At 50.8% G+C, this 17,899-nt stretch carries 12 protein-coding genes; 7 read left to right on the forward strand and 5 right to left on the reverse strand.

All coding sequences use genetic code 11. The features are described from left to right. Positions 1–57 precede the first annotated feature (57 nt). A complete protein-coding gene (locus tag Pla110_RS19905) occupies positions 58–2,430 on the forward strand; it encodes a cytochrome-c peroxidase (protein WP_197440322.1) in 2,373 nt (790 codons plus the stop codon). Positions 2,431–2,442: 12 nt separating this feature from the next. Here Pla110_RS19905 and Pla110_RS19910 read toward each other — a convergent pair whose 3' ends face one another. The 4 genes from Pla110_RS19910 to Pla110_RS19925 form a co-directional block, all read right to left on the reverse strand. After that, a complete protein-coding gene (locus Pla110_RS19910) occupies positions 2,443–2,943 on the reverse strand; it encodes a hypothetical protein (protein WP_144998493.1) in 501 nt (166 codons plus the stop codon). Positions 2,944–2,987: 44 nt separating this feature from the next. Further along, on the reverse strand, positions 2,988–4,544 hold the full coding sequence (locus Pla110_RS19915; RefSeq protein WP_144998495.1) for a SpoVR family protein: 1,557 nt from the start codon (positions 4,542–4,544) through the stop codon (positions 2,988–2,990). Between the two features lie 45 nt (positions 4,545–4,589). Then, positions 4,590–5,699, reverse strand: coding sequence for a DUF444 family protein (locus tag Pla110_RS19920; protein WP_144998497.1), 1,110 nt, complete (start codon positions 5,697–5,699; stop codon positions 4,590–4,592). An 89-nt stretch (positions 5,700–5,788) separates the two neighbouring features. Then, the gene (locus Pla110_RS19925; RefSeq protein WP_144998499.1) at positions 5,789–7,846 is read right to left on the reverse strand and encodes a PrkA family serine protein kinase; all 2,058 of its coding nucleotides are present in this window, start codon (positions 7,844–7,846) and stop codon (positions 5,789–5,791) included. Positions 7,847–9,075: 1,229 nt separating this feature from the next. On the opposite strand from Pla110_RS19925, the gene Pla110_RS19930 reads away from it, so the two are divergent. The 5 genes from Pla110_RS19930 (at position 9,076) to gap (ending at position 15,066) form a co-directional block, all read left to right on the forward strand. Beyond that, on the forward strand, positions 9,076–10,977 hold the full coding sequence (locus Pla110_RS19930) for a DUF1549 domain-containing protein (protein WP_144998501.1): 1,902 nt from the start codon (positions 9,076–9,078) through the stop codon (positions 10,975–10,977). Positions 10,978–11,096: 119 nt separating this feature from the next. After that, on the forward strand, positions 11,097–12,371 hold the full coding sequence (locus Pla110_RS19935) for a DUF1501 domain-containing protein (RefSeq protein ID WP_144998503.1): 1,275 nt from the start codon (positions 11,097–11,099) through the stop codon (positions 12,369–12,371). Positions 12,372–12,600: 229 nt separating this feature from the next. Further along, the gene (locus Pla110_RS19940; RefSeq protein ID WP_144998505.1) at positions 12,601–13,146 is read left to right on the forward strand and encodes an HYExAFE family protein; all 546 of its coding nucleotides are present in this window, start codon (positions 12,601–12,603) and stop codon (positions 13,144–13,146) included. Positions 13,147–13,241: 95 nt separating this feature from the next. Further along, entirely contained in the window at positions 13,242–13,397 is a 156-nt protein-coding gene (locus Pla110_RS22725) for a hypothetical protein (protein ID WP_197440323.1), read from the forward strand. Between the two features lie 649 nt (positions 13,398–14,046). Continuing rightward, positions 14,047–15,066 carry a type I glyceraldehyde-3-phosphate dehydrogenase gene (gene gap / locus Pla110_RS19945; protein WP_144998507.1) on the forward strand — a complete coding sequence of 340 codons (1,020 nt, stop codon included), beginning with the start codon at positions 14,047–14,049 and terminating at the stop codon, positions 15,064–15,066. A gap of 160 nt (positions 15,067–15,226) precedes the next feature. Here gap and Pla110_RS19950 read toward each other — a convergent pair whose 3' ends face one another. Then, positions 15,227–16,303, reverse strand: coding sequence for a metallophosphoesterase (locus Pla110_RS19950; protein ID WP_231742655.1), 1,077 nt, complete (start codon positions 16,301–16,303; stop codon positions 15,227–15,229). A gap of 237 nt (positions 16,304–16,540) precedes the next feature. Here Pla110_RS19950 and Pla110_RS19955 point away from each other — a divergent pair, with 237 nt between their 5' ends. Then, positions 16,541–17,839: a L,D-transpeptidase family protein gene (locus Pla110_RS19955; protein ID WP_144998509.1), complete on the forward strand. Its 1,299-nt coding sequence runs from the start codon at positions 16,541–16,543 to the stop codon at positions 17,837–17,839. The last annotated feature ends 60 nt before the right edge of the window (positions 17,840–17,899 follow it).

Consider the following 17,899-nt stretch of genomic DNA (forward strand, 5'->3'; position numbering starts at 1 on the left):
TGTTTTAAGCCACTATTTGAGGAAATTTCTGCTACGATGAGAACCTGCGAAATACGAATGACACGCCGTACTGCCGGGATCATATCTGTCCTGTTTTTGAATTGCCTGATGGCTGGTCCGAGCACCGCAGCAGAATCGGTCACCGAGAACAATCCGTCCTCCGTCAATGTTCAACTCAACCTGCCTGACGAACCGTTTGTGTATTCCGAAGATGCCTTTCCGGATCACTTCGCAGCCAGCGGTATCATGTCCTTTGATACATCCCCGGAGGACAATCTCATTACCAATGCGGGAGCGACGTTGGGAAGGGTGCTGTTCTACGATAAGTCGATGTCGGCGAACCGAACAGTTTCTTGCAGTTCCTGTCATGTTCAACAGAATGCCTTCTCTGACCCCCGAAAGTTCAGCGTCGGTTTCGACGGACAACAGACCGATCGAAATTCAATGGCGTTGAACGATCTCCGATTCGTGAGAGCCGGTTTTTTCTGGGACGAACGAGCCGAATCATTGGAAGAAGCAGTCTTAATTCCCCTCTACAGTCATGTTGAAATGGGTATGAGCCCGGAATTGATGCTGGAACGAATTTCAAAATCGGATGTCTATCCCTCTCTGTTCCAGGTCGCATTTGGTGCACAATCTATCACCGAAGAAAACGTCGGGCGGGCACTCGCACAGTTTATTCGAGCCATGACGACCAGTCAGTCCCGCTATGACGAAGGAGCCACACAGGTAGCATCCAGCAAAGACTTGTTTCCGAATTTCAGCAACAGCGAAAACCTCGGCAAAGAATTGTTTCATGAGAAATGCGCGGCCTGTCATACACTCGGAGTGAAAGATCAGATCGCGATCTTTTCAATGTTTCGTTCGCTCAATAATGGAATCGATGCCGACGCTTCTGCTCGCGATGGAGGTCGAGGGGACATCAGCTATAACCCCACCGAGATCGGCTTGTTTAAAGCTTCCTCGTTACGCAACATCGAATTCACAGCTCCCTACATGCATGATGGCAGGCACAAGACTCTCGAAGAAGTGATCGCTCATTACAGTGACCATGTTTCGAGACACCCCAACATCAGCGCCGTCCGTCGGTTCCTCTTAACTAAAGAAGAACAAACAGCCCTGGTCGATTTTCTCAAAACGTTGAGCGACCGGAAACTCCTTGAGGATCCTCGATTCTCCAATCCTTGGCAAACTTCAGACTTATCCGCAGTCGCATCCATACCGGTTGCGAACCCCGTTCCAGGCCATGTTGCACAACAGGGGAATTCTAATTCGGAGATTCTGGACGAGATCGGTATCCGAAAACGACTCAAAAACGGTCAGAGCGTCCCCGCCGGTTCGACTCTTATTTGGCTTCATACTCTCGATAAAGATCAAGACGGCTCATTTAACAAAGAGGAAACGAAAGCGGTTGCTCAACTGCTGCTGGAGACCGAATCGTTATTCCTGAGACTGGAACGCCGCCGTCGCCGTGGGCCTGCTGGAAGAGAACGACCACAGAACGAAGAAGAGAAGGCGACTGACGCTGGATCTCAAACCGGAGACTTTAACGGCGATGGTGAAACGACCACCAGAGAGGCAGAACAATATCAGTCTCTCAAACGGCTTCTGGAGATGGGCGACGGTGGACGTTTGCAAGTTCTCCTGGACCGGGTCATGAATCGACTCGATCTCGACCCTCTAATTTATTCGACTGTTCGCCAGAAGGTGTTCTCCGCCAAACAGAAACTGAATCAAGATGTACTGAGGCAAGATCAGAAGATGATCGAACAGATGCAGGAATTGCTCGGTAAAGAGAACTACGAAAAATATCAGCAACTGGTGATTTCATCTCAATCGAACACACGAGGACGTAACCTGAATCGATCTTTACTCAGTCTGGAAGAAGTTCAGGAGCAGATATGGAAATATGATGAGAACGTAAATGGAGTATTGGAAGTATCAGAACTCCACGAACTCACCCGCGCGATGAATACGCCTCCGGGAGGTTTTGGTCAGAAGCCGACGGCACCTGCCGATATTATTGAGTTTTGCAATCGTATGCTGAAATTCGATCAGAATGATGACCAGAAAGTCAGCCAGCAAGAACTCCCCGAACGGATGAGTGACTTCGCGCTGCGGGCCGATGCAAACCAGGATGGCGGTATGTCGCTGGAAGAAGCGAAAGCTCACTTCCGCACGGCAGCCTTTGAGCGATTAGTCTTTGATGGAATTTATGTTGGAGGAGCGTTTGCCAACACTTTGCTATTCACTCAGTCCTCCATTGAGGATCTCGATCTTCCTTCTCAGACTTTGAATGAATTTCATGAACTGATGGCATCTCATGAAGAGAAAATTTCTGAGATGGCTCAGGCCTCTCTGACTCAGTTATTCGCAGAGATTCAGAAAATGATCCCACCGGCAGGCAACAAACAGGCCTCTCGCGAATAGTCCAGGAGCTTGTTACGGAACAAGTTGATTAAAGCTCTCTTCAAGATCATTCATTAAACGTATGAGGACCTCGCGAGTGAATACGAGATCCACAGGCTGCCGATTCGCCTGCGTCCCTGAAATCTGGTATCGCCCCAGTGAGAGACAGCCCTGCGGATCAACAGAGAGAAGCATCTCGTAATATTCCTTCGTCTTTCCCTGTTGGGAGGGCTGACTGGAACGGACGAGTATTTTCTGGCTGGCCGGATCTATTTCGATGGGGGAGACATTCTCCAGGAGATAAGTCAATCGCTGACTTAAGTCCTTCGCCCAGTCTTCCAATGTGGCAAGACTAAGGTTCGCGGTTGACGGAGGAGTCAGACGCAATGCAGATAGACTGCTACTGAGCTGTTCCACCGCGGTGAGATCAAGATCAATAGCTAATTGCTTGTCCCCCATGAATCGCGCCGTCTGGGGAAAACTCTGATTGCGTCGTTGGTCAAGTTCTGTATGGATGTCAGGGGTAAGCGTCATATTGACCTCAATGAGAATCCAGTGAGCTTCAGGGCGTTCATTTTTCAGGACAACAACGAACCTATTGAATCATGCTCGAAACTGTCCATTTGATGCTCGTGACCATCAAAGGAAAGGATCGCTCGCTTGTCGTCCATAATCGATTCAATGTGTACGGGCCGGCCCCACAGTTTTTGAAGATTTTCCAGAGTCGCCTCGGCGTCATCCGGCTTCAGTTCGACTCCATGATATTCATGTTTCAAATATAGCTCGCCCCGGTTGCGATAATTCCCTTCCTCGACTCGAATGATCGGTCGGGAATGATTAGTGAGAGATGTCAATAATTGCTGTTTGATTTTCGGAAACTCTCGGGAAACGATTTCATAATAATTGTTCGAGTCGTTGTATCCGAATGCAAACATATTGTGTTCAATGCAGAACTCGGGGGTCAGGTAGGTATCGATGAACGTGATGTCGTTATGCACCCGACGAACCTCAAAGATCTTGTCCCGCCCCAACCCCAGCTCCCGATTCCATTTTTCTTTCTCGATCAAATCATCGCAGTTATCATATTCCGATCCAAAACGACCACTGTTCCAGCGTTGTTCGATGTCCTTGAAAAGTTCAATGCCCAGCTTGTAAGGATTTAACCGTTGAGGTGAGGTGGCCATCGTCCCACTGTGATGGTCGGCATAGGTAATCAGATCTTCATCCTTCAGGGCATGAGATGTCATAATGGTAGAATGCCAATAGCTGGCCCAGCCCTCATTCATGATTTTCGTTTGCCCTTGGGGAGCGAAGTAATACGCCTCGTCACGAATGATCGAGAGGACATCATGCTGCCACGGTTTCAGCGGAGCATGTTGCAAGAGAAAGAAGAGCACATCACGCATGGGTTCTGCAGGAAACCGCTTCGCCGCTTCTTCCGCGTGAGCTTTCCCTTCTTCAACATGATCTTCCAAGGTCTGCGGAGGATTAATAAAGCTATCCATGTACGGTTTCGAAGGAAACCGACCATCCCCTGTGGCTGCTTCATTCGAATCCTGCTCGCTCGAATCCCACGAAGCCAGCCGTTGATCCCCCACATCGGCGGTCCGTTTAATGTGCGGGGCGTAGGGGTCGATTAAGTCTTCCAGTGAAAGACAAGCATCAATAAATTCCTCCACCGTCTCGTAGCCAAACCGATCGACATACCGATTGATACGCGCTGCATGGTTCGCCATATCATCGAGCATTTTTCGGTTCGTCGGTGCGAACCAGGCGTTGTTTTTGAAGAAGTCACAATGCCCGTAAACGTGGGCGATGACCAACTTCTGATCGGTCAGCTCGTTCGCCTCAAGAAGATAGGCATAGCAGGGGTCGGTATTGATCACCATCTCATAGATTTTTTGGAGCCCGTAGGAATATCCCTTCATCATCTCATCGTATTGGGCTCCGAATCTCCAGTGCGGGTACCGTTTAGGAAATCCACCGTACGACGCCAGCATACTCATTTCTTCATAGTCGACCATTTCAAAGATCGTCTCAAAGAAATCGAGCCCATACCCTGCCGCCTTCGCCTCAAGCTCCAGCTGCAAGTCCCGAATTTCAGGAGGTAACGGTCTGTGAATGCTGATTGGCATGGTGGGCTCTTTTCTAAGCGGGTCGACCGTTTGAAACCGACTCACTCACTTTCCTGTTCCCAGAAACAGTTTAATCGAATCGTAGATGGAATCCTTACTCGTGATTTCGGAAAGAATCATATTCTCCCAGTCGCCGGAAACCTTTCTCAGCTCTCGAATGAATTCACCAGAACCGTAAGGGCTTTCGACCTGTCCGTAGCAAAACAGATTACTTACTGGTAGTAAGAACTGTTGCAATTGATCCAGACAGGCACTGTTGTCCTCGCCCCAGTTGTCTCCATCGGAAAACTGGAAGCAGTAAATGTTCCACGAATCTATAGGGAAGTCTCTCGCGATGATCGCTTCGGCCGCTTTATAGGCCGACGAAATCCGAGTCCCCCCACTTTCCCGAGTTCTGAAAAACGTATCTTCGTCAACTTCATGGGCAACAGCATCGTGAACAACGTATCGGGTTTGTAATCCGTCGTAATGTTTTTTCAGCCAGGTATTGATCCAGAACGCTTCGATCCGCACGATCTCTTTCTGGTCATCCGTCATCGAGCCGGAGACATCCATCATATAGATGATGGCCGCATTGGCATCGGGTTCGGTAGTGGTGGTCCAGGAACGGAATCGTTCGTCGTCGCGTGTCGGAATAATTACCGGTCTCGTCGGGTCATATGTTTGGGATGCGATCTGACGTTTCAATGCCCTCTTGTAAGTCCGCTTAAAATGCCGTAGGGAATCCGGCCCCGTGGGACTGATGGTGTTATATTTGTCCTTTAGACTTTTGAGTGTGTCGTTGCCCTTGGGTTCGATACGTGGCAGTTGCAGTTGGTCCCCCAGCATCTCCGCCAATTCGTCCAGCGAGACCTCGACTTCGCGAACATGTTGACCAGGTTGGTCACCCGCCTGACCCAAGCCTTCGCCTTCGTCCTGACCACCACTTCCAATCGGTTGCCCAACCTTGCCATCTCCCTGTCCAGCGCCACCACTTCCCCGTTTGCCAAACTTAAACCGGGGGATATCGATATTCGAAACCGGTATGCTTACCGACTCCCGCCCCTTGCGTCCAAACATCTCGCTACGAGTGATGTATTTCCGCAGATTGTCACGGACCTTCCCCTTCAATATTTTGTTGAAGCGATTCAGGTCTTGATCAATACTGCGCGGCATGGTTCCGGATTTCTATTATGAAGTGCTGGCTGACTCCTTGTCTTTCATGGATTGCCAGGACGCAAGGAATGAAGCGGCAGTCTGGTCGACTACTTTTCTTCCTTCTTCACATCGCCCCGGGCAAAGATACTCGCCACGTACTGCAATACGTCGGTTGCGGATTCTTCGTTGTATCCGTTATTGCGAATCAATCGAGCTTTCACGATGTCGATTTTCTCTTGCGTGTCAGCGTCGATCACGTTCGAAACCAGACTCGTCAGTTTGATCGAGTCCTTTTGATCTTCGAACAGTTTCATCTCGAGAGCCTTCTGAAGGCGTTCGTTGGTGCGGTAGTTGAACTTCTTGCCATCCAGCGCTAAGGCACCGATGTAGTTCATAATCTCCCGTCGGAAATCATCAACACGCGTTTCCGGTATGCCGATGCGCTCTTCAATAGAGCGCATCAGCCGCTCATCCGGTTCCTCATCGGCACCGGTGAACTTGTTCTTCACTCTCTCTTTTTGCGTATACGCTTTGATGTTGTCAATGTAATTCGCACACAAACGGTCCATCGCGTCTTCGTCAGCGGCGATTGCGCGTTGGACTTCATTCTTAACCGTGTCGGTGTATTCTTCTTTCACGACGGCGATTAACTCGATGTATTGCATACGCGTGTCTTCGCTGTCGATCAGCGAATGATGTTGCAATCCCGCTTCCAGTTCATTAAGTACCATGAACGGATTCAAGCTAGTCGCCGTCGCATTGACGACGAGTGCGTTCGAGATTTTATCCTGCACATACCGGGGAGAAATTCCATGTAGACCTTCTTTACGGGATTCCCGTCGCAATTGCAGAACATTATCCGAAGTAAAACCGGGGAGTGATTTCCCGTTGTACAGTTTCAGTTTCTGTAGCAATGTCAGGCTCGCATTCTTGGGTTGCTCCAGTCGTGTGAGCACGGCCCACATTGCGGCAGTCTCCAATGTATGCGGGGCGATATGTTTGCCACGCACTCGTTCGTTGTTGTAGTCCTTCTCGTAAATTCTGATTTCTTCGGACAGCTTAGTCACATACGGGACGTCAATTTTGATCGTCCGGTCTCGCAACGCTTCCATGAATTCATTGGATTGCAGTTTGCGATATTCGGGTTCGTTTGTGTGACCGACGATGACTGTATCAATGTCCGTTTGCGCAAACTTTTTCGGTTTGATTTTATGTTCCTGCGATGCCCCCAGCAGGTCATACAGGAAGGCGACATCCAACTTGAGGACTTCGATGAATTCAATCAGACCCCGGTTGGCGATATTAAATTCACCATCGAAGTTGAACGCCCGTGGATCGGATTCGGAACCGTACTCGGCAATCTTGCGGTAATTGATATCGCCCGTCAGTTCGGTCGAGTCCTGGTTCTTTTCGTCTTTAGGCTGGAAGGTGCCGATGCCGATCCGGTCCTGTTCCGAAAAGATCAACCGGCGAACGACAATGTCGTCCAGCACCTTCATCCAATCACCGTCATGCTTGGCCAGTCGTTCCTGAAAGAGGAAGCGACTTAACGGGCAAACGTCTCCTTTGATCTCAACCTGGTATTCCCCTTCTCCCACAGAGTCTCGTCCCTGATTCAGGAAAGCACAGACTTCCTCCCGGGCGGAATTGGGAATCAGCTGGAGTGGTTCCCCATGCATCGGGTCCCATAGAATGCTGGCATCATCCTGTTTCCAACCGAAGGAATAGAGGGCACCCTCATCGCTTTTCGTGTACCGTTCGAGGCCCTGTTTCAAAAGGCGGGCAATCGTACTTTTGGAACTTCCCACAGGGCCGTGCAACAAAATGACACGGCGTTCGGCACCGTACTGCAAGGCGGCCGATTTCAGCACGTTGACCAACTCCATCAACGGTTTGGTCAAACCAAAAATCGCATCGTGCCCCTCATGGTCGGGGTCGTCAAAGAACCGATAGCGGATCAGGTTCTCTTTAGAGTTTTCCAGATCGTATCTACCATACGACATCATCATGTCGTAGAGACGCTGGAATGCAGTTCGGGCGACCTTCGGGTTCTCTTTCACGATTTCCAGATACTCGTGAAAGGTTCCCTGCCAATGGATCTGTTTAAAAAGAGACTGACTCTGGTCAGAAACCAGACGCTCCAATAATTCACGACCTGTTCCCATGGCACCGCTCCCTGTCGGATTGCGCCCCGGGATAAACAGCCCGTTGAAAAACTCCTGATGGCTGTATGACAGCTAGCGAATGAAGCTCTTCCGTGACCATCCCACTAAAGGACTGGCATCGCTTCATTCCCGATTCATATCGAATCATTCAAGTGTGATTAACGACTTGAACATCATACCTTTCCTGCATCAGACGGTTTTCAACAGACTGTTATCAAGGGCTAGCTTCATCACCGTATCAGTGTCATACAGCCAGAAAATATCGCTCATCGATGTAGTCATTCTGAAATCCTTATGGGGACCTCGGTACAACGGGCCGCATGGTCGAACATTACCACCAACAAATCGCATCAACGGGTTGGTGCTGTTAACCCTGAGCCTGTATTACCGGGGAGAAGATTATTTCAGGACTCGAAACTATGACAGCGACCCTCCCTGGCCGGACTTGACGTGTGAATGAGGGTTGGTAATTGAACTGTGGCGATCGCTCGGTCTGACGGTTCTTTGATGACAGTCATCAAAATCTCGTAATCAGAACTCGTTCTCCACAACCGGATAACACCCCGGAGTTCAATCTGATGTTATTATCCAAGGGGGGTCTCAGTTAGGCAATATGTTTTTTAGGAAGAGGATCGAAACGGATTTGTTTGTTAGTTTTTAAACGGGAAAAGAATTGACAGAGCCCATTTTTAAAAACCTGAAACAGAGTGAACCAACACCGACTGGACACACCGTGGCCCTCCAAGACATCCTGGTTTGCTCAAATACCAACCTTTACGCTTGAAACGAGTTCCTCGAAGGAATCCTCGTTCGCGATTGGCAAACACGTTTTGCATCCGAAAAGTTCTTTTGGCGGTGAATCCAACAAACAGGAAGCAGCATCACTCAACCGAAGCTCCAGCTTTTCCACCTCGGTAAGCTGAGCAGGTCAGGGGGGATTGCCCGGCGTAACCTGTTGCAGTTGAATAGATTGTGTACTGACAGTTAGTGGGGAAGTCCACTAATCGAATATTTCTAAGAATTAACGACACCTCTGATTTCCACAGGTGTTAAATCTTTATTGGAACAGTCCCTGTTCGCATTCTTGGCTGAAGGGGGCGAAACTCACCTTTTCCTTTTGATTCGTCTTTCGGAATAAGTGAAACTGGGACAAGACAGCTTCTTTGTTATTTCTCAATCCGTGGCGCTCCCTCTGATTTCCGGCAATTTCAATTGCACAGGATGAATCAATGATTAATCGTGCTGATCTTCTCCACCATCCTCTCCCCATGACCTTTGTGATGGTGGTGGGCCTGGTCCTATTCGGTTTTGCGGCCACCTCGGCGAGTGCCGCTGATTCCACTAAGAACGATCCTCGTGGGATTGCTCATCAAATTGACCAGTTGATTCAGACCGAGTTGGACGCAACAGGCGCTATCGCCGCTCCGTTAACGAACGATGAAGACTTCCTCCGACGTGTTTACTTCGACGTCACCGGCACGGCCCCCAGTTCCACCGATATCATTCGTTTTGGCCTCTCGTCCGATTCGACGAAACGCGCGAAGGTCATTGACGAACTTCTCGCGAAAAAAGCCTACTCCGAGAACTGGGCCCGCTACTGGCGCGATGTCATCTATTCCAAAGCGACGGAGACGCGGTCGCTCAGGCAGCGTCCCATTTTTGCAAACTGGATGGCAGAACAGCTGCAACAGAATCGAAGCTGGGACGAAATCGCTACCGAGCTGTTAACCGCGACTGGCCGCATGTCCGAAGACGGATCGACAGGACTGATATTCGCACACAATGCGGACGGGGAAACGGTAGCGGCAGAAGCGTCTCGCATATTCCTCGGAATTCAGATTCAGTGCGCCCAGTGCCACGACCATTTCACAGATCAATGGACCCGAGTTCAATTCCACGAACTGGCTTCCTTCTTTCCCCGCACCAAAGTTCGTGTTCTTAAAGATGAACAGCCTCGGGATTTCGAGGTCTACTCAGTCGAAGGAAAACAGAGTGGCGCGCAGCAGCAACTGATTGCCGATCTGCAGGATCCAGAACAGTTCTTCAAAGAAAAAGATACCGACGAAGATGAGCTGCTTAGCACTCGGGAACTGGGATTACGCAAAAACGGGGGACTTTTCCGTCGCGTATTGAAAACGCTCGACGCAAACGAAGACAAACAACTCTCTCTTGAAGAACTGAAAAAGTTCACAGTCCCCGCGCAATTCAAACGGAATCAGGCGGAGCATTTCATGTCCGACCTGGACGATCCTGCGGCCCAGGGAACACGCATGTCGCCCGCATTCTTTCTGAATGAAACCCCAGTGGCAGAGGGACTTACCGATCTGGACCGCAGAGGCCAAGTCGCTGAATTCATTACCTCACCTGACAATGAATGGTTTGCTCGCGCCTACATCAACCGAATCTGGAACGTGCTGCTGGGTGAAGGATTCTACCCAACCATTGATGACATCGGTCCCGAACGAGATTTGCATCATCCGGAAGTCGTCGATCTTCTCTCACAGGAATTCGTTGCAAGTGGTTACGACGTCAAATGGCTCTTTCAGGTCATCTTGAACACCGGAGCCTACCAACGCCAGTCAATGGAAATGGACCCGTCCCAGGAGACGTCCCAGTTCGCCTCGGTCGTGCCGACACGACTGCGGGCCGACCAATTGTACGACGCCATCGCCTGTGCTCTCGACACTCAATCCGTTTCCAGTCCCGCTCGAGAAGTGAAAGCGAACGGTAAAAACAAAAACAAGAAGAAGAAAGAGAACCAGAATAAGAAAAACAAAAAACAGGGTGATGCGAGTCGTAATCAATTTCAGACACTGTTCGAATACGACCCGTCCGAAGATTCAGCCGAGATTTCCGGAACGATTCCTCAAGCACTTTTCCTGATGAACTCACCGACGATCAATAATCAGATCGAAAACCGACGTTCGTTTGTCCAAAGTCTTCTCAAACAAAAGCTTTCGCAGTCCGATTCGATTTCAGAGATTTACCTACAAATCCTCGGACGGGAACCGGACGCCGGCGAACTCGAATTGATCGCTGTTTACATTCAGGACTCCCCCAATCCGGAAGAAGCCTACGAAGACCTCGTCTGGAGTCTGATTAACTCCGCTGAATTTCTGACCAAAAGATAATCACCGTTTAGTCCGACTCCCTTACCAGACCACCGACCGGCCCGATCGCTCAACCCAATTCAACTCAATACGAGCCGGCCCCTTTCATCAGACAGTTTCTGCCCCAGGAGACAGAATCGATGACCATTCATGAACAAGTTCGAATTGGAAGAACCGGCGTCAACCGGCGACGCTTCCTGCACACGGTATCTGCCGCATCGCTAGTGGCGGGAACACTCAGTTTCCGTGACATCTTCAGCCTGCAGGCGGAAGACTTGCAGAAACGAAACCGGTCGATGATCCTGCTTTGGTTGGGAGGTGGGCCCAGTCAGATGGAAATGTTCGATCCTAAACCGGGAACAGAAAATGGGGGCGAAACGAAAGCGATTCAGACTTCCGTCGCCGGAATCGACATCGCCCATCGTTGGGAACAGACGGCTAAAGTGATGGACGACATCGCCATTATCCGTTCGATGACCAACAAGGAAGGGAATCATCGCCGGGCGAGTTATCATCTTCACACGGGTTACGTTCCTTCCGGATCGGTCAAGCACCCCAGCCTGGCCGCCAATGTCGCCTACCGACTGGCCGATCCGGAAGTCACCATCCCTAGCGTCGTTTCCGTCGGAAATACGTTCGGGGCAGGGTATCTGGGTGTCGATTACGAACCTTTCGTCGTCTCGGAACCCGGCACGCTTCCGACCAACACGATTCCTACGGTCGACAGTCAGCGATTTAATAAACGACTTGGGCTGCTCGGCCAGATTGACTCCCAATACGCAGACCGGGGTGCCGCATCGCTGGTGAAATCGCATCAGCAACTTTACAAAAAAACCCGCAACATGATTTCCAGCCCCGAACTACAGGCCTTTGATTTTGCTGACGAACCGGCAGAAGTAAAGCAATCCTACGGCAATGGCAAATTCGGTCAGGGCTGCCTGCTGGCTCGCCGCTTGATTGAAGCGGGCTCCACTTTCGTTGAGGTCTCCCTCGGCGGATGGGACACGCACCAGGATATTTTTGAACGGACCGACAAGCTGATCGGTCAAGTCGACCCCGCTTTTGCTACCCTGATTGCCGATCTGAAATCGCGAGGTCTGCTGGAAACAACCACTGTGGTACTGATGGGCGAATTCGGTCGCACGCCCAAGATCAACGCCCGGGGAGGACGCGACCACTTCCCCCGCGTCTTCAACGTCGCCATGGCCGGTGGGGGTATCCGCGGTGGACAGGTCATCGGCAGCTCCACTGAAGATGGCCAACAGGTTGCCGAACGTCCTGTCACCGTCAGCGATCTCTTCTGCTCTCTATGTCACAGTCTCGAACTCGACCCCGCTTCCGAAACGATGAGCCCCCTCGGTCGCCCCATGAAAATTGTCGAAGAGGGGGAAACGGTTGACGAGTTATTCGCTTAAGGGGGGAATCCAGTTGGAGAAACCACGAAATGAACGAACAGACTCGAAAGACCAAAGACGACATCCAATCCGAGAGAGGAATTCATTCCTGCTCTGAAGTCGATTGAAGTCAGATTTGATTCACTTTATCTATTTTCAGTTCAATCCACCGACTCCCACTGGACACATCGCCACCACCTGTTATCCTGTACTGATGTCTTGTTCGATACATTAGCAGGAGTATTCCGATATGTTGCGGCATAATCAATATGAACTCGCTTTCGAGGAATATGTGCGGGCGGCCTGCATCCCTTATGTCGCTGTCGATGAGACCCGTCGCTCTCTGCTGGCAAACTCTTCTCTGAAATCAATGGACTTCATTGTCTATGGCGCCGGAGAGGAAAACCTGCTGATCGACATCAAAGGGCGTCAATTTCCCACTGGTACGTCCCCCGATGAGGGAAAAACATCCGGGCACAAATGGGTCAACTGGGCTACCAACGACGACGTGCTTTCGCTGCTCCAATGGGAGCAAGTCTTTGGCGAGAATTTTATCGCCTGTTTTGTTTTCGCCTATGAAGTCCTGGATCGCCGGTGGTATGGTGAACTCAACGATTTGTTCCTCTTTCAAAACAGGACTTACGCGTTTTATCTGATCCCTGTCCGGGACTACTATGTGCAGATGAAACGGCTCTCAGAGAGCTGGGATACCTATTCGGTACCCGCCAAGGTCTACCGGGAACTTGCCGTACCTTTCCGCCAGAAGGCTCATTTGGAACCGGTCTCGGCAGAATGAAATATCTCCAGCGTGTTGATTCACTCGCCCCCTTTACGTAACTTAGGACTCAGTCCCGTCGATTTCTGCCGTTTCTCAGAGGATTATCCGAGCTTATGCTGACCTCCCTGAATTCAATCTTATTAGCACCGCTACTCTTCGCGCAATCGGTCGAAGATGGCCCCGAATGGTCGATGGTCGACGCCTTTATCGTCCTCTTGATGATCGGAATCGCCCTCACCGCCATCTGTAAATCCTCTCAACGTCACTAGCCGGCGTTCGCCGGGTTGGGTCCGCGATGGGGACGACGCTCTTCATCGAAGCCGTGTTTGCCACGAGACAGCATCCGGGTTGGTTTTCACATTCATCTCAGACGTTCGCCGGGTTGGGTCCGCGATGGGGACGACGCTCTTGATCGGAGCCGTGTTTGCCGCGAGACAGCATCCGGGTTGGTTTTTGAATTCACCAGTGGAGAGAATGAGTGGTGATCTTCATCGCTGGCGTATTCGTCCCGAGAGAGTCGCTCAAGAAGGTTTCCTATCAGTTTAAAGAGAGGTCTTTTGAGTGTCGCGTAGGGTTCTTTATGCAATTTCCCCCACAAATCGGACTCACTGGTCGACAGACTTGTGACGGTCGCGGGCGAGGACTACAATTGCCACCGCATGACGCGCCTAACTGCGTGGAGAGTCTATAGTTCTCCACCCGATCGAATCAGTCGGTCGACGTGCCGTTTCCCGCTGAAACAAATCGCCGACTGCAAATTTGTATAGACCTCATCCTGGGACCCAATTGCGACTGTTCATCAGTCGGCAATCGAAGGACAAACTTGTCTCCTCAGTTGGTTTCAGGACAACTACTGCTGTGTGCATTGATATAAAACAGATTGACGAATCCTAGTTCGAACCTGGAGGAATTGCTTAAGTGGCTATTAAAGTTGGTATTAACGGTTTTGGTCGTATTGGTCGTATCACCCTGCGGGCTCTGGCCGCACGTCCCGAAGAATTCGAAGTGGTCGCTATCAACGACCTGGCCGATCCTCAGGCACTTGGCATGCTGCTGAAATATGACAGTGCCCAGGGACGATTCCCAGGGACTGTTGAAGTGAAGGGCGATGCCCTTATTGTTAATGGAAAATCAATCAAAATCTGTGCGGAACGCGATCCGAGCAATCTGCCCTGGGCTGACCTGGGCGTGGATGTCGCTCTGGAATCGACTGGTTTCTTCACCGCTCGCGCTAAAGATGGCAAACCTGGTTACGACAGCCACCTCACTGCCGGTGCCAAAAAAGTCGTCATCTCAGCTCCCGCCAAAGACGCACCAGACCTGACTTGCGTCATGGGTGTGAACGATGACAAGCTGACTGCCGATCACAAATGTGTTTCCAACGCCAGCTGTACCACCAACTGCCTCGCTCCCGTGGTTAAAGTGCTGCACGAAAACTTCGGACTGGAACACGGTCTGATGACCACCGTTCACGCTTACACGAACGATCAGCGAACGGCGGACCAGATTCACTCTGACCCACGTCGTGCTCGTGCCGCCGCACAGAACATCATTCCGACCTCGACTGGTGCTGCCAAAGCAGTAGGAATGGTTCTGCCGGAATTACAGGGCAAACTGACTGGTCACTCACTTCGCGTGCCCGTCATCACTGGCTCGATCACCGACCTGGTAGCAACTCTCTCCAAAGAGACCACTCCCGAAGAGATCAACGCCAAAATGAAAGAAGCTGCAGAAGGCCCCCTCAAAGGCATTCTGGAGTACAACACCGATCCGATCGTCTCTACCGACATCATCGGCAACCCCCACAGTAGTATCTTCGATGCTGCCTGGACGACTGCGATCAGCCCTAAAATGATCAAAATCTTCAGCTGGTACGACAACGAGTTCGGTTACTCCAGCCGAACTGCCGACCTGATTGCCAAAATGGCCAGCCTCTAAGCGAAGAGGCAGCCTGCTTGAATCAGCAGAGCTTATAAAAAATAAAACCGCCTTCATCTTCGTGATGAAGGCGGTTTTTATTTTGTCCGTGTTTTCAGAAGTCACACGTCGGCATGCTCCAGATTCGTCGCATGATTTCAGTTCGCCCACCTGCCATCAATTACTGTTTCGGCACGCCGGCCATTTCGTACTGCAACGTGAACTGATGCTGTTCCTGGTCGGGGACGATACTTGTGGTAAGACAGCGTTCCCCTTTGATCGGGTCCCAGGTGACGACTTCGATTTCATTCTCTGCAGGATGAAACCGCAGCAGTCGCAAACCATTTGTTCCGTAATCCGACAACAGTTCGTGGACCTGGTTACCCGCTTTGCCTTGGCTGACTTTACGCATTGCCTGAGTCCGGCTTTGATCACCACAGCAGATCAAAAACAGATTGGCATGTTTCTTGAAACATTTCTTCCACATTTGCTGGGGTGTGTTTCCTCGTTTGTCATGACATTTCGACCACTTCATCCGGCCTTTGGGCGCGTCGAAGTAGTCCCGGCTTTTCTTCGGTCTCTCTTCCGGTCCCAGTCCCATGTGGGAAGTCACAATCGCTCTTCGGTCGGCATGCTTGGTCAGAATGGAATCAGCCCATTCGAGGACCTCGTCCGGGGCGTTGCACTCCAGGTGCAGGATGACAAAACGCATCCCTCCGGCCTCGAAGAGTTGATAGCTATTCGCGTTGTTCCCCGAAACGGCAGCCTCCTCGGGGGCTTTTTCCAGACAGCCGCCGTACCAGTCGAATTCTTCAAATCGCGACTTTGGGAAGTAATCCTGAAACAGGGAAGAGTCGCCACTTTTACCGACCATATCATGGTTTCCAACGGAAATACCGTAGGGCACGCGGCCATGCAGTTTATCCATATGCTCCCGGGCGACTTCCCATTCCGAGGCCTGATTGTGATCGACGATGTCGCCCACATGGCTGACAAAGACCACTTTCTGTCGATCCAAATTATCGATAATCCAGTCTGTCCAGGCAGCAAAAGTCGGATTGGTCACGGGATCTTCGCTGTCCGGTTCCTTTTTGGTTTTGCCTCCGCGATATTGCTGTGTATCCGGAATAACGACGATGCTGAAGCTATCAGTCGGCGCAGCATTTAACTCTTCGGCGTGCACCGAAGTCGAGAACCCGAGAGAAGATAGATTGAATCCTAAAAACAACATGCACGATGTATAACGAATGAAATTCATTTCGCCAATCTTTCCAGACAACAGAAACACAAGAAGAGAAAATAGTCAAATTCCATTGTGACGTCGATCGTGAAGCAGAGGATGAAGATTGAGTCATTTTCTCTTAAAATTCACCAGTTTTTACCGTCTGGAATTCGCATCGCCCCACTTGGCCCGTTTTGGTATATTTCCTGTACAAAACAGTACGGAAAATAAGTCTTCCGTTCCCCCAGGCAGAGCGTTCAAGGAAGAACGAAGATGGCACGTCGAGTCGTCCGATCCGGACATAAAAAAAACTCCTACTTCTCGATCGTATTCTGGTCCCTCAGTCTGATGGCTGTCACGGTCTATGCGGGCTGGCGATTTGGCTGGATTCCTCTTGGAGAGCCGCACCAGAAGCTCACTGATTACCTGCCCCCCAAGACATCGAACATGGTCGCGGCAACTGGCAAAGAGAGTAGCAACGGGCTAACTGCAGAAAACTTGCCCGAGGCAGCCAACATCCCCAGATCGACCGTCACGAATTCAGCCGACTCTTCGTTCTCGTTTGGGAATCAGTCGGAACCTGAAGTGCAGGCCGCCGCAATGACCACCGGTGCCCGTCCGTCTTCGTCACTCATGGGGCATTCCACTCCTCGGGAGCTTAACCTGCCAGAAATCAACAACAACGCTCAACCCGTTCCGTCACAGCAAGAAAACAGCGCCGCAATTCCATCTCGCTCCTTTTCCGCATCCATCTCCAGTCGGGAACCCATCATCCAGGCAGGAAGTGAAATAGATAATGGACAACGAACCAGTGCCGTGCAAGTGGCTACAGTTCCTCCGGAGTCTCGCAACATCCGTCAGCCCGCTCCGCAGTCGACTGACGTTCCTGCTCTCAACGTGCAGGAGATCGATCAACTTCTTGAGGCTAACGAATACTTGAAGGCCCACCGAATGATGTCCAGTGTGTACTGGAAGCATCCGCAGATGCGCCCCCAGTTACAAAACCGGATTGATACCACCGCGAAGTCAATCTACTTCGCCCGACAACCGCATTATTTGAAGCCCTACGAAGTGCAACCCGGCGAGCAACTGCGAAATATCGCTGACAAGTACAATGTCTCCTGGGAATATCTGGCAAGCCTGAACCAACTGGATCCCCAACGCATGCGCGCGGGTCAGAACTTGAAAGTTCTCAAAGGTCCCTTTTCCGTCATTGTCGACCTGTCTGATTTTGAACTCGTCGTCCATGCCTACGGGTACTACGTCAAAAAGTATTCAGTTGGCATCGGCAAAGATGGCTCCTCCCCGATCGGAACATTTCAAGTTCAGAACAAACTGAAGGATCCCGTCTATTACGGACCTGACGGACTCGTGATTCAAAACGATGACCCCGAAAACCCACTGGGGGAATTCTGGATCGACATTGGCGACAGTTACGGTCTGCATGGCACCATCGATCCCGAGTCTATCGGCAAAGCCGAATCCAAAGGGTGTATCCGCATGCTCAGCGGCGACATTGAAGAAGTTTACAACTTTCTCGTCAATGGATCCGAAGTCACGATTAATCGCTGATTCCATTCGTTCCTGAACAAAGACGACTTCCGGCTATACTTAAAGGGCCTGACGGGACTG

Origin of the sequence: Polystyrenella longa, from assembly GCF_007750395.1 — a bacterium.
Taxonomy (GTDB): domain Bacteria; phylum Planctomycetota; class Planctomycetia; order Planctomycetales; family Planctomycetaceae; genus Polystyrenella; species Polystyrenella longa.

Bases quoted from the DNA above. Each gene is read 5' to 3' on its own strand.
- Pla110_RS19905 (WP_197440322.1), top strand. From the start codon at position 58: ATGACACGCCGTACTGCCGGGATCATATCTGTCCTGTTTTTGAATTGC.
- Pla110_RS19910 (WP_144998493.1), bottom strand. From the start codon at position 2,943: ATGACGCTTACCCCTGACATCCATACAGAACTTGACCAACGACGCAAT.
- Pla110_RS19915 (WP_144998495.1), bottom strand. From the start codon at position 4,544: ATGCCAATCAGCATTCACAGACCGTTACCTCCTGAAATTCGGGACTTG.
- Pla110_RS19920 (WP_144998497.1), bottom strand. From the start codon at position 5,699: ATGCCGCGCAGTATTGATCAAGACCTGAATCGCTTCAACAAAATATTG.
- Pla110_RS19925 (WP_144998499.1), bottom strand. From the start codon at position 7,846: ATGGGAACAGGTCGTGAATTATTGGAGCGTCTGGTTTCTGACCAGAGT.
- Pla110_RS19930 (WP_144998501.1), top strand. From the start codon at position 9,076: ATGATTAATCGTGCTGATCTTCTCCACCATCCTCTCCCCATGACCTTT.
- Pla110_RS19935 (WP_144998503.1), top strand. From the start codon at position 11,097: ATGACCATTCATGAACAAGTTCGAATTGGAAGAACCGGCGTCAACCGG.
- Pla110_RS19940 (WP_144998505.1), top strand. From the start codon at position 12,601: ATGTTGCGGCATAATCAATATGAACTCGCTTTCGAGGAATATGTGCGG.
- Pla110_RS22725 (WP_197440323.1), top strand. From the start codon at position 13,242: ATGCTGACCTCCCTGAATTCAATCTTATTAGCACCGCTACTCTTCGCG.
- Pla110_RS19950 (WP_231742655.1), bottom strand. From the start codon at position 16,303: ATGAATTTCATTCGTTATACATCGTGCATGTTGTTTTTAGGATTCAAT.
- Pla110_RS19955 (WP_144998509.1), top strand. From the start codon at position 16,541: ATGGCACGTCGAGTCGTCCGATCCGGACATAAAAAAAACTCCTACTTC.